General features: G+C 35.1%; 15 protein-coding genes. 2 read left to right on the top strand and 13 right to left on the bottom strand.

The window, feature by feature from the left end; all coding sequences use genetic code 11:
* Positions 1 to 204: 204 nt before the first annotated feature.
* The 8 genes from JM172_RS25705 to ablB form a co-directional block, all read right to left on the bottom strand.
* On the bottom strand, positions 205 to 357 hold the full coding sequence (locus tag JM172_RS25705; protein ID WP_483297271.1) for a DUF6980 family protein: 153 nt from the start codon (positions 355 to 357) through the stop codon (positions 205 to 207).
* Positions 358 to 527: 170 nt separating this feature from the next.
* Positions 528 to 686: a DUF6980 family protein gene (locus JM172_RS20685; protein WP_214484274.1), complete on the bottom strand. Its 159-nt coding sequence runs from the start codon at positions 684 to 686 to the stop codon at positions 528 to 530.
* Positions 687 to 747: 61 nt separating this feature from the next.
* Entirely contained in the window at positions 748 to 972 is a 225-nt protein-coding gene (locus JM172_RS20680; RefSeq protein ID WP_214484273.1) for a hypothetical protein, read from the bottom strand.
* Positions 973 to 1,181: 209 nt separating this feature from the next.
* Positions 1,182 to 1,409: a hypothetical protein gene (locus JM172_RS20675; RefSeq protein ID WP_214484272.1), complete on the bottom strand. Its 228-nt coding sequence runs from the start codon at positions 1,407 to 1,409 to the stop codon at positions 1,182 to 1,184.
* 867 nt (positions 1,410 to 2,276) lie between these two features.
* A complete protein-coding gene (locus JM172_RS20670) occupies positions 2,277 to 2,549 on the bottom strand; it encodes a YokU family protein (protein WP_214484277.1) in 273 nt (90 codons plus the stop codon).
* A 17-nt stretch (positions 2,550 to 2,566) separates the two neighbouring features.
* Positions 2,567 to 3,979 (bottom strand): lysine 2,3-aminomutase, encoded by a 1,413-nt coding sequence (gene kamA, locus JM172_RS20665; RefSeq protein ID WP_214484271.1) that lies wholly within the window; start codon positions 3,977 to 3,979, stop codon positions 2,567 to 2,569.
* Between the two features lie 225 nt (positions 3,980 to 4,204).
* Positions 4,205 to 5,602, bottom strand: a complete 1,398-nt coding sequence (locus JM172_RS20660; RefSeq protein WP_352223931.1) for a sigma-54 interaction domain-containing protein — start codon at positions 5,600 to 5,602, stop codon at positions 4,205 to 4,207.
* Between the two features lie 78 nt (positions 5,603 to 5,680).
* Positions 5,681 to 6,541: a putative beta-lysine N-acetyltransferase gene (ablB, locus tag JM172_RS20655; protein WP_214484270.1), complete on the bottom strand. Its 861-nt coding sequence runs from the start codon at positions 6,539 to 6,541 to the stop codon at positions 5,681 to 5,683.
* 269 nt (positions 6,542 to 6,810) lie between these two features.
* Here ablB and JM172_RS20650 point away from each other — a divergent pair, with 269 nt between their 5' ends.
* Together JM172_RS20650 and JM172_RS20645 are read left to right on the top strand one after the other, a co-directional pair.
* Complete coding sequence (locus JM172_RS20650) at positions 6,811 to 7,092, top strand: alpha/beta-type small acid-soluble spore protein (RefSeq protein WP_214484269.1); 282 nt, start codon at positions 6,811 to 6,813, stop codon at positions 7,090 to 7,092.
* Between the two features lie 12 nt (positions 7,093 to 7,104).
* Complete coding sequence (locus JM172_RS20645) at positions 7,105 to 7,368, top strand: DNA alkylation repair protein (protein ID WP_214484268.1); 264 nt, start codon at positions 7,105 to 7,107, stop codon at positions 7,366 to 7,368.
* 326 nt (positions 7,369 to 7,694) lie between these two features.
* Here JM172_RS20645 and JM172_RS20640 read toward each other — a convergent pair whose 3' ends face one another.
* The 5 genes from JM172_RS20640 to JM172_RS20620 all read right to left on the bottom strand — a co-directional run bounded on the left by JM172_RS20640 (position 7,695) and on the right by JM172_RS20620 (position 12,607).
* On the bottom strand, positions 7,695 to 8,294 hold the full coding sequence (locus JM172_RS20640) for a DUF6944 family repetitive protein (RefSeq protein WP_214484267.1): 600 nt from the start codon (positions 8,292 to 8,294) through the stop codon (positions 7,695 to 7,697).
* A 206-nt stretch (positions 8,295 to 8,500) separates the two neighbouring features.
* A complete protein-coding gene (locus tag JM172_RS20635; protein WP_214484266.1) occupies positions 8,501 to 9,925 on the bottom strand; it encodes an aldehyde dehydrogenase family protein in 1,425 nt (474 codons plus the stop codon).
* Between the two features lie 27 nt (positions 9,926 to 9,952).
* Entirely contained in the window at positions 9,953 to 11,233 is a 1,281-nt protein-coding gene (locus JM172_RS20630) for a peptidase (RefSeq protein ID WP_214484265.1), read from the bottom strand.
* Positions 11,234 to 11,258: 25 nt separating this feature from the next.
* The gene (locus JM172_RS20625) at positions 11,259 to 11,921 is read right to left on the bottom strand and encodes a 3-oxoacid CoA-transferase subunit B (RefSeq protein WP_214484264.1); all 663 of its coding nucleotides are present in this window, start codon (positions 11,919 to 11,921) and stop codon (positions 11,259 to 11,261) included.
* Positions 11,906 to 12,607 (bottom strand): CoA transferase subunit A, encoded by a 702-nt coding sequence (locus JM172_RS20620; protein ID WP_214484263.1) that lies wholly within the window; start codon positions 12,605 to 12,607, stop codon positions 11,906 to 11,908. Before JM172_RS20620 ends, JM172_RS20625 begins: the two co-directional genes overlap by 16 nt.
* Between the last annotated feature and the right edge of the window lie 14 nt (positions 12,608 to 12,621).

Raw genomic sequence — 12,621 nt, 5'->3', positions numbered from 1 at the left:
GAAGCTACACCGTATCTGATCTCACTACCATCCCACACCTTAAGGAGTGGGCTTTCCCGTTCGTGAAAATCTGTAAGATTATTGCAAATAATCATGAAGGTTTACGCCCGCATTATGAAAAATTTTATGAGTAGATATTTAATTATGGTCGTGAACTAATAGACCAGGTGTTAAAATAAGGAATTGTCTATATATTTAAAACTCTTAATCTTTGATTTTATACCACTTATCTGTCAAGAACTCATCAGGAATCCTCTGCTCTGTTGGGTCATCAAATCCTAATTTATAAAGTGTTTCAAACCATAAATCCCTTTTCGATTCCGGAAGTTTGTTCCCACACCATGGACAGTAATAAATTGTTAAAGGCTCTTTTCGAAAACTTTGATGCGATTGTTAACAAATTTGAATAAAAACATATGGTTTTATACGTTAATCATCGTTTTAGAAAAGAGAAGATGCCACGAACTCTAGTTCTGTATATGTTTAAATCTTAGTACGAAAAACAACAATCAATGCAAAGACAACCTTTATAGTAGTGAAGTACCTCCATCATGAATGATTAACCCATACTCATCTAAGTTCTCTGTATAGTGTATTAGACTATCGGGACAATCAAAAATATTAGGATGTTGTTTACATTTGAAATTAACGTAGTGTGTCATTGTTTCACAGCAATGTTGCTCCATTCTTATGCCTCCAAAGTATAAGTAATACAATACATTTTAAATGATCAAATATTATTTGAATTTAAGGTACTAATAAAACAATTAGTGCAATTGATACAACTAGACTAAATAATACTGATAATGTTTTTATCCACCATTTATCTTTAATTACTATTAAAAAAAGTGACGTTAAGATAATAAACGACCATTTTGGAAACTCAATGTTCATTGATTTGGATGATATAGCCTCTGGTAAGATAGCTGTTGTAAAAAAAAGTAATAATCCGATAATCCAAGAGTAAATCATTAATCGAAAAAGCCACAAAGTTTATACTCCCCCATAAAAAACTCAGAATTTAATGGTATTTAGAGGTATAAAATTAATAATAATCCAGTTTAAATTACCTATTTAACGAATCCTTATATGTAAAATTCACCACTAATCATTAATATACTTGTAACAAAAAACTTTTTACTATGACAAACAGCCCCACTATCCCTTGATTTGCTGGTGTGTTAAGAAAAATGCCTATTTTCCTTTCTTTTTTCTAACCTAGGCTGAATATATTTTTCAATTACCTTTACACCTAAATATGTATTTACAAGTCCAACTATAATAGCAATCACTAACATACTAACCCCAGTAGTGTCTTTTATCACAATTGGCTTAAGTAACGAAAAAGCTATAGATAAACTAATAGGTAATGTCAATCCTACCCATAAACCTGTATACAATATAAACATTTCTTTTCTCCATCATACTTGTCTTTTAACACATTTTTTCTATTCCATTATGGCTAAAGTTGTTGTAACATATCAAAGTTAAATATTGTTAATACTTGCCCGCATTATTACTGTGAGAAACAAACGATCCTTCTGGATTAAATAAGTGAAATGAAAAAGGCTACTTTATGAACAATTTTTCAAATTAAATCATCAAAGTATAGGTATTATATTAATGACGCCTTATAATTTGGAGTAAATCATACATGTACTGCTTAAAATTTTTTGTTTATCAATTCATGTTATTTATTACATTTATAGTTATCAATTTTTATACCGATAAATATTTAAGTAAACCGTTTGATCGAATTGATTTATTAGCTATTAGTATAAGCTTACCTCTCCTTATATTAATAATTATGTTATTTGACAGGTCTTATAAACGGTTCAATGCTATTCAATTAAAAAATAGGATAGTATTATCAATAATTGCATTTGTTTTTGCAGCTTCTTTTTTGGCTTTATTGGATAATATAATGTTTGAAATTACGGGAAAGATGCTATTCTTTTAGAAAAACTAAACTGCCTAACAATGGTCATTTTTTTTAAAATACAGAATGCAGTAGAGCTGCTGTAATTAATAAGTTCATTCATTTTTCTTTATAGAGATTTGAAATTATATTATTATAAATGTTCTTGACACTTTTACGAAAAAGGAAACCATACAGTAACAATTTTGGAACACTATATAAATTTTGTAAAAAAAACCTGCTTCTTATAAAATCAGAAGCAGATATTTCAAACATTCAAGGACGTAATAATTGAGCATGCTGATATATCAATGTTTTTACTTACTACTTGTAGCAAACATGTTTATAACAGATTTAATTAAAACTTGAAGTAATTCTTCTTTAATAAACGTGGTATTGCTAACAGTTCCTCATAAGTAATTGACTGTTGGATTTGCTCAGTATTGATTAACAACAGTTGCTCTTCTATTGTGTCTACTATTGCTTCTTCTTGATATTCGATACCACACGTTAAACATGTAATGCATGGTACAGCATTAATCTGTATAGCCTTCGTACCATCTGGTAATTCCCAATAAACAGTATTTTGTTCGTGTTTTATTTTATCCGATTCACACCATTGACAACCGATTTGATTAACCATTTGTATCAAGCCTCTTTTGTTGATTCGTTATTTTTTTCTAATTTTTGTATTTGTGATTGATATTTTTTTTCTTTTAATACATCTCGTTTTTCTCTTTTATCTTTTAATGAACTATGATCAGGGTTTTGGTCATAGTCTTGACGTCGGTTTAGTCTTGATACCCCTTCAGGAATAAGGTTAAATTGTTCCTCATTCATTAAACCCGCTATCCCAATTGATGATTTCTTCTCATCCATAGATGGATAAATTTCTTTAAAATACCCATCGGCTCTACCCGCTACATAGTTTTCTGGCTCAGGGTATGTCGTAATAACACCTTCAAAATTACGTAACACAACTTTGTCTGCACTTTGGGAGATCAAATAATTAGGTTGAACAGCAATTTTACCTCCTCCACCAGGTGCATCAACTACGAAAGTCGGTACGGCATATCCTGATGTGTGCCCTCGTAATCCTTCTATAATTTCAATACCTTTAGAAACAGGTGCCCTAAAATGGCTTATTCCTTCTGAGAGATCACACTGATAAATATAGTAAGGACGCACACGTATTTTAACTAAATCATGCATGAGCTTCTTCATAATCGGAACACTATCATTGATACCAGCTAAAATTACAGATTGATTCCCTAAAGGAACACCAGCATTTGCAAGCATTTCACATGCTCTTTTTGATTCTTCTGTAATCTCTATTGATGTATTAAAATGAGTATTTAACCAAATTGGATGGTATTTTTTTAAAATTTTGCACAAGTTTTCAGTAATCCTTTGTGGAAACACGACAGGAGCCCTTGTTCCTATACGGATAATTTCTACATGTGGGATGGCTCTTAAGTTTTTTAGAATATATTCTAAAATATTGTCATTGATTAAAAGTCCATCGCCTCCTGATATTAAAACATCACGAACTTCTTTTGCATCCCTAATATATGCAATTGCAGCATCGAGCTGTTTTTTCGGTACTCCCATACCAATTTGACCTGAGAAACGACGTCTCGTGCAATATCTACAATACATTGAGCATTGATTTGTTACGAGAAACAATACGCGGTCAGGATACCGGTGTGTTAAGCCTGGAACAGGAGAATCTTCATCTTCATACAATGGGTCTTCTAGATCGTATTGTGTTTTATAGATTTCGTTTGCAACTGGAACAGATTGCATTCTTATTGGACATCGTGGATCATCAGGATTCATTAATGAAGCATAATATGGTGTTATATTTAACGGAATAGTTTTCGTCGATATTCTAACTCCTTCTTCTTCTTCAGGGGTTAGGTTAATAACCTTCCTTAAATCATCTAACGTTCGAATGGTATTCGTAAGCTGCCAAATCCAGTCGTTCCATTCCACCTCAGATGTATCCTTCCATAATTCTATATCTTTCCAATGTCTAGAAGGTTTATATAAATCAAACATTTACAATCTCCTCTTTTCACATTTTTATATTTATCTTGCAACTTTCATGCCAATGAATACTATTAGTATCGTAACGATAGTAATAAGACGTGCAAACAATACGTTTCATCCTACATTTCTTCATATTCAACGGCTGGAAGAAAAAAATTCAAAATAATTTGTTGTAGTATTTTCTGTTTTTTTAGCTACGATAAACAAAAAACTGCCAATAATTTGGCAGTTATCCTAAAGGTTAAACTTTTTCATTTTATATTGAAGCGTTTGTCTAGGGATTTGTAGCATCTTCGCTGCTTGTTGAATATTACCTTGGGCTGTTTGTATTGCTGATTCAATCATCGTTTTTTCAGTTTGGCTTAGCACTTCTCTTAGCGGCTTAATTGTCTGATGTCGTTCAATTAGCACTTCATTGTTTTTTTTCACAATGGAAATGATGTTATGTGGAATATGCTCTAATGTTAATTCTTTACCGTCAAGTAAGGTCATCGCATACTCGACGGTATGCTTTAATTCCCTTATGTTCCCCGGCCATGAATAATTGTTAATATATTCATAAACCTCTTCGTTTATATGTATTGCCCCCATTGCAGAAGATTGATTATAACTAGCTACAAAATACTTAAGCAGAAATGATATATCATCTTTCCTTGCTCTCAAGGGAGGTATTTCTAGTGATAAAACGTTTAAGCGATAATACAAGTCAGGTCTAAGTTGGTTGTTTTTTAAACAATTAGCAGGAGTTTCATTTAATGCCACGATAACCCTCACATCTACTTGATACGCAAACTCACTCCCTACTCGTCTAACTAACCCATCCTCTAATACACGTAAAAGTTTAGCTTGAAGTTCTAGTGGCATTGAATTTATTTCATCTAAGAATAGCGTACCTCCATGTGCGATTTCGAATAAACCAGGACGATCAACAGCACCTGTGTAGCTTCCTTTTACTGTTCCAAATAACAAGCCCTCTAGTAAATTTTCTGGTAAAGCTGCACAGTTTTGCACGATAAAAGCCCCTGATTTACGTATAGACTCATTGTGAATAGCATGTACAAGCAATTCCTTTCCGCTACCAGTCTCTCCGTATACGAGTACAGTAGAAGCGTTCTTAGCTATTTTTTTTGCCTGCTCCTTCACATGCTCAACAGCTTTATTTACAGTTAAAATATCTTCAAACGTGTATTTTGCCCCATTTATCTTCTTAGGTTTTTTTGTAGTAATATTCAGCTTAGACTGTAGATCCATGAGCTTCTGTGAAAGTAATTTCATTTTCGAATAATCTTTAGCGATTTCTACCGCTCCAACTATGTTATCATTTACAATAATCGGTATCGTTGTGTTGACTGTATCGATTAACTCCCCCCGAATGTTTTTATACGTTTGCGGTAAATGAAAAATAGGTTTTTTTGATGCTATGACCTTCAACAAAGTACTTGTTTTTTCTGTCAGTGATGGGAATGCATGAAGTAAGTGTTTCCCTAAAACTTCCTCTATCGACACTCCGTCATGCTTGGCTGCTATATTATTATAGAAAATGGTCACTCCATTATTGTCTACTACATGAATTGCTTCATCTATACTTCCTAATATTGCTTTAACCATTTCCTCTGTGTTTACCTGTTCGATAAACAAATGGTAGCCCCCTTCTAAAATGATGCTTAAATATCGGCAATAAGTGCCAGAATATTGGCATTATTAATATCGTTAATTACTTGATAAATCTTTCACCCATACATTCATATCTTCAAGCTTATCAAATATATAACAATTATTTTTAAGCCTTCCTGTATACGAGTAGCCTAATTGCTTTAGCACAGCATTCATACCGTATGAAAGTGCACGAGCGATTGAATAAGCACAATAAATATTGTGATTTATTAGTTCCTGTTCTAATTGTAATAGGAGGATTTTCATCAAACCAAATTTACGATGCTGTGTCAAAGTTGCGCAATCAGTTAATTCTGCATTATTATACTCTTGATTGATTTCAGCTGAGGCTGCGCTCACGATTTCAGCTTGATGCTCAACCACGAAGAAAATTGTTCCGTTATTTATGATGTTAGTTATGTAATTCGGATCGTTTAATGGCGTAGGATATATTTCGAAGACAGTGGCATAAAGCTTTGCTAAGTGATTAGCATCAGCATGAGTTGCTTTTCTCACTATATAACCGTCTGGTAGTTGCGGTCGAAGATCACTATCCTCTAGTTTTTGAACTGCTGTAAGTATTTTATCTTCTTCTATCCAATTATTACTTGTATATCGAGAATCGTCATAATACTTACACATACAATACGCATCACTACCATTAAACATTTTTTGAAAAACTGCCTCTAACATAAAACCATGCTGCAAAAAAATATGTAAATGCTCATTTCTCACTTTTACAATTCCTTTGGTAAAAGAATGTGTTTGTATTAATTCATTGATGACTACAAGTAATGACCCAACATCTCCTCGGTAGTCATCAATTTTTAGTCGTTTATTGAAATAATCTAATGTTACTTCTGCAGTAAAAGTCTTTTCCTTTAGTTGAATATGATCGAAGTACTTTTTAACAGCCAAAGCTTCTTCCCCCTTTATAATAAATGGTAACAAATTTACCAGTTTTTTTCACCATTTATTGTTGTAGCATACTGTTTACCTATAGGCTCTTTTTCGACAGATTTTTGTTGTTATTGTTGTAAGCTAGAGTTTAAACTATTTTGAACATCGTCGGAACAGCAAAGTCCGAACTGAAAAGATTTAAATTTTTATAGCTAGAGAAAAAATTAATATTTTACTGAATGAGTTTTACATTTGTGGTCAATATATACCATAAGGAGGGATAAAATATGTCACGTTCCCGGAGAAAGCTCCTCGTTCCTGAAGCTAGGGAGGCCGTTACACATTTTAAACATAAAGTAATGGAACAGCAAGGTTATCGAACATTAACAAATGATGCTAACAGTCTTAAATATGAAATAGCAAAAGACAAAAATATACCCCTATCTCATGATTACAATGGTCACATAACATCTACTGATGCAGGTAAAATTGGTGGTCAAATAGGTGGGACGATGGTAAAAGAACTGGTTAAGATGGGAAAAAAACTATACGTCAATAACAAACAATAGGAGGTTTCATATATGCCAAGCTATAGCTGTCCATCATGTCAAGCTAGAAGCCGTTTCAATATGATAGATCAAGTTGTTACGCCTGTTAAAATTAACTTAGAGAATGGAGAAGTAGAAGAGCTGAACAACCTCGAGCCGTTTCATCTGCAATATAACGGGCCAGCAAGAAAGCTCCAATGCGCAAGCTGTGGATTAATCGAAGACGAGCAGCGATTCATAAAAATGGCAGAACATTTTCAAAATGAGCATAGCCATTCTCCTCCAACAAATTCTTAAAGACTTCATTCTACCACATACAAAGTCTGACGTTGTTTGTCAGATTTTTTTATATAAAGGCTATTTTCATGTTTTTCGAGCTAACAAATAAACACGAATACAGCTAAATTACGTGGCATCTTTTCTTCTACTAAAGCGATGACTTTTGAGTAACACGTCAACTTTATTTTCTTGATGTTTCAAAATCGAAAATAGCCTGTTGATGCTTTGTGCTAACTTTATACGTAGATCATATATCTCGCGTTTTTATGACCTATTCATCAGCACACACTGGGATATGTGATTTTTTAACAAAATCAACATTACAAAGCTTGCGAAAAACACCGTTAATTATCATTTAAGAGCTGTGTTTCTTTCGTCAGCCCTATAGCCGCTAATGAGGCTCCAATTACTTGTAGCCAGCTCCCAACTCTAGCAATTTGTTCACCTAAGTCCTCTTGCCCTTGTAAAATGTAAACAATCCCTATAGCATCTAATGCAGTTCCAAGTGTCTGAAGCCCATTGCCAATAACACCAAAGCTTTGGTACTCTGACTCCTCCATACTAGCTCCTATTGCTTCAAACGCAGCTCCTATTGATTGGACTATATTACCAAGCAAGTAGACCTGAAAACCTTCCTCTTCTTCACCTAATATATCTATCTCATTACCTACTACATTTGTTACATTCCCGCCTGCTTGCAGCCAGCTACCAATGATCAATAACGTCTCAGCCTCTTCAGCTCCACTTGCTGGTAAGTCTTGTTCTCTCCCTACAGCCTGTAATGAATTGCCCACTGCTTCTAAGCCATTTCCTATACTAATTAACTCCTCGGCTATTCCAGCTTCCTCTGGAATTTGTTCAGATTGGCCAATCGCAGCAATAACTGTACCTGCTACTTGTAACCAAGCACCTATAACTTCAAGTTGCTGACCTCGACTGACCATTCGTAACCCACCAATCTTCTTTTTGTTATGCTTATCATATTCAACAATAGAAGATTTATTTTATTGAAAAGCCTAATTTTTTAGCACATTTTTTAATAATTATAGTATTATTGTTAGATTTTTTGGATGCTTCCGTAAAGGGTGTGAAAAGCTAATTTTCATCAATGTCTTCTAGTCCTTTGAGGGGTGACTGTTAAAAAAACAGTTTATATTTTTCTAAAGCATACCAATTTTGTTTCTAACATTTCATCAATTGCATACTTTATTCCTTCTTTCCCGATTCCACTCTCTTTAACACCACCATAAGGCATATGGTCTACACGAAACGTTGGAATGTCGTTTATCATAACTCCTCCAACCTCCAGTTGATCAGCTGCCTTAAGGGCTAGTTGAAGATCATTCGTAAAAATCCCTGCTTGCAAGCCATACTTAGATTCATTTACTTCTGTTATCCCTTCTTCCATTGAAGAAATTTTATTAATCATAACAACAGGTGCAAAGACTTCCTGACAAGAAACTTTTTCAGTTGAAGGAACATTAAGCAATACAGTCGGTTCTAACATATTATTAGCTCTTCTCTGGCCACCAATCACTAGCTGAGCCCCAGCAACAACCGCTTCGTTAATCCATTTAAGAGAGCGCTCAACATCTTGCTCGGAAATTAATGAAGAGATGTCAGTAGTATGATCTAATGGATTTCCAATTTTTAACTTATTCGTTTCTTCTAGAAAACTCGTAACAAATTGATCATATATTTCTTCATGAATATAAATCCGTTGTAATGAAATACATACCTGACCAGCAAAGGAGAAAGAGCCATTAACACATCTCCCTATGAAGTCAGTTAAATTAACGTTCTTATCGATTAATAATGCGGAGTTCGAGCCAAGCTCCAAAGTCACCCGCTTTAAACCAGCTTGGTTTTTTATTTTTTTTCCAATCTGTGGGCTTCCAGTAAAAGTAATCGCTTTAATTCTATTGTCGGTCACTAATTTTTCTCCGATTTTTGCCCCACTTCCAGTCACTATATTGAGTGCACCTGGTGGTAGCCCACATTCCATTAATAGCTCACCTAAGTAGATAGAAGAGAGTGGTGTTTGGCTAGCCGGCTTTAATATAATTGTATTTCCAGCTGCAATTGCTGGACCGATTTTATGAGCTACTAAATTCATTGGGAAGTTAAAAGGGGTAATAGCAGCAATAATTCCAAGTGGTTGACGCAACGTAAAAGCAATTCGATTCTCTCCCCCTGGAGCGGCATCCATTGGTACTGTTTCTCCATTAATCCGTTTTGCCTCTTCAGCTGCAAATGTATATGTCATTATCGTCCTGTCAACTTCAACAATAGCTGCCTTAATAGGCTTTGCTGATTCTTTAGCGATAATCGTAGCACATTCATGACGGCGACCCTTTAATAATTCAACTAGTTTCATCAAAATTTGTGCACGTTGAAAAGCTGTTAGCTGCGCCATTGACTTAGTCGCATGATCAGCTGCATCAATTGCGAGATTTATTTCTCGTTCATTTGCAAACGCTACCTCAGCTAACTTATCACCGTTGTACGGGGCATATAGATCTCTATATTCGCTCGCTTTTACCCAATCTCCGTTAATAAGCAGGTGTTTTTTCATCATACTCCCCCCTATTTGCTACTATAACTACTCAATATTTTCTTCAATGACACCACACCATTCCAAAACTGTCAGAGCGATAATCTCAGCTGTTTGAAATATTTTGTCTAATTCAACAAACTCGTTTGGATAGTGAGCAACCTCTGTAACCCCTGGTCCAAACACAACTGTTGGTATATCGCCAACTTGTGAAAGCAGCCCACCATCAGTTCCCCAAGGTGAAGCTTCTACTATAGCCTGTTCATTCATAATTAAACGATATTTAGAGCTTAATACATTGATTAACTCATGGTCTAAGTTAAGCGTTCCAGGTACCCACCTAGCACCAAACCATTCCAAATCAACTGGGTTATGTTCAAACCAACTATCTTGTAAAGATAGGGTTGTTAGCCAATTTTTCATTTCGGCTTGTGCTGCTTGTAATGATTCATTCGGTGCAACACCCATTCTTCCTTCTATAATCACCGTATCAGCTACTGATGATGGCCAAGTTCCTCCTGAGATTTTACCGATATTTATTGGGATTGGGATTGGGATATTTGCATATAGAGGATCATTTATATTTTCGTTGCGTTTTTTTTCAAGTTGTTCAATATGGGTAACAACAGACATGCTTTTTTCAATCGCACTAACACCTTCATACCTAGTACCTCCATGAGCGGCTCTGCCTTTTACCATTAATCTAAACCACATAGATCCTTGTTGTTTAGGAAATATTTTCATATTTGTAGGTTCTGGAATAATTGCAGCATCTGCTTTATACCCTCTTAATAATGTAGCTAACGTTCCAGCACCGCCACTCTCTTCTTCAATGACACTTTGAAAGATCACATCGCCTTTTAATTTAATACCTAATCCCTTAATGGCATCTATGGCTAATAATAATGCAATATTTCCACCTTTCATATCAGTAGAGCCTCGACCATATAATCGTCCATTTTTTACTTCCCCACTGTAGGGGTCAATATCCCACTGGTTGTGATCACCTTCTGGAACAACATCTATATGTCCGTTCAAAATAATCGATCGACCACCACCGCTTCCTTTCAATACAGCAACAACGTTAGGGCTATTAATGAAGTTCTTCCGTGTTGATACAAAATATGCACTAGTCGTTAATTCACTTATAGAAGGTTCCCATATATCGATCTGTAAACCCAATTCCCGACATTTTTCAATAATTACAGCTTGAGCTGACCCTTCATTTCCTTGAGTACTTTCCTCTTGAACTACTTTTTGTAACAACTGTGTCGCTTTCGTTTGATTATTACTAATCCATTCATGAATGCGCTCTTTGTGATGATGCATTTGTTAGACGCTCCTTTCTTGTCAATTATGGAATTACTTGTAGATTGTCACTTACATGTAGCAAGGCACCTGTTTTATCAATAACATCTTGAACTGAGAACGGTGCCATTAACTCGGATAATAACAAACCATCTTTCGTTACATGGATCACCGCCATATCTGTAATGATCATGTGAACACAGCTTTTTGAAGTAAGCGGTAACGAGCATTTTTCAAGTATTTTTGGTTGTCCCATTTTATCTGCATGACTCATTACGACAATAACTTTTTGTGCTTTTTGTGCTAGCTCCATCGCCCCGCCCATACCTGGTACCTTTTTACCTGGTATAATCCAATTGGCCAAATCTCCGTTTTGACTCACTTGTAACGAACCTAAAATCGTTAAATCTACATATCCACGTCTAATCATTCCAAATGCAATAGCGCTGTCGCAATAAGAAGCACCGTTTACAACCGTGACTGGATATCCTGCTGCATTGCAAAGATTCTCATCTTCATTTCCTTTTTTTGGGCTTGGACCAATTCCAAGCACTCCGTTTTCTGCATGAAACATGACATGAATATCTTGTCGAAGGTGATTTGGAACTAATGATGGTATACCAATTCCTAAATTCACAATCATCCCATTCTTTATTTCTTCAGCAGCTCTATTGGCTATTCGATTACGTACATCTATTCCCATACCCATGACCAATTCACTCCTTTACTTTGAACAATGCTATTGACGAAAATCCCAGGTGTCACAATTTCTTCAGGGTGAATATGACCTAACGGTACAATTTCTTCAACTTCGGCAATCGTATAATTTCCTGCCATTGCGACGAGAGGGTTGGTATTTTGAGCCGTTTTGTGGTAAATTAGATTCCCGAACGGGTCACTTTTTTTAGCATATATAATAGCCACATCTGCAATTAATGGCGATTCTAGTAAATATTCTTTTCCATCAACTGTTATTCTTTCTTTTTCATGGTTAACAGTTTCATTATCTATACCTATATCTACTAATATCCCTCCAAGACCAACTCCACCAGCTCTGATTCTTTCAACTAAAGTTCCTTGTGGTGAAAACTCAACTGTTAAGTTATCGTCTGACATTAACTTTCCTGCAACTGGATTTGATCCTATATGTGATGCAATTAGTTTACTAGCTAATCCTTCACACACAATTTTCCCAATACCTATTTCCGGAAATCCAGCATCATTACCAATTAAGGTCAAATTTTTTGGTCTTTTCGATAAAATTTCATCAATTAACGTTGGGGGACTACCAACTCCTCCGAAACCACCGAACATTAGCGTGCTATTATCTGTTATTTGTTTTACAGCATCATATGCGGTAATTATTTTTTTAAATGAGTTTTCGATACGAGACATCACTATTTCACCTC

This window comes from Bacillus sp. SM2101, from assembly GCF_018588585.1.
GTDB lineage: Bacteria > Bacillota > Bacilli > Bacillales > SM2101 > Nanhaiella > Nanhaiella sioensis.
Note: the sequence above shows the minus strand (reverse complement) of the source record. Positions and strands in the feature narration are given on the sequence as shown.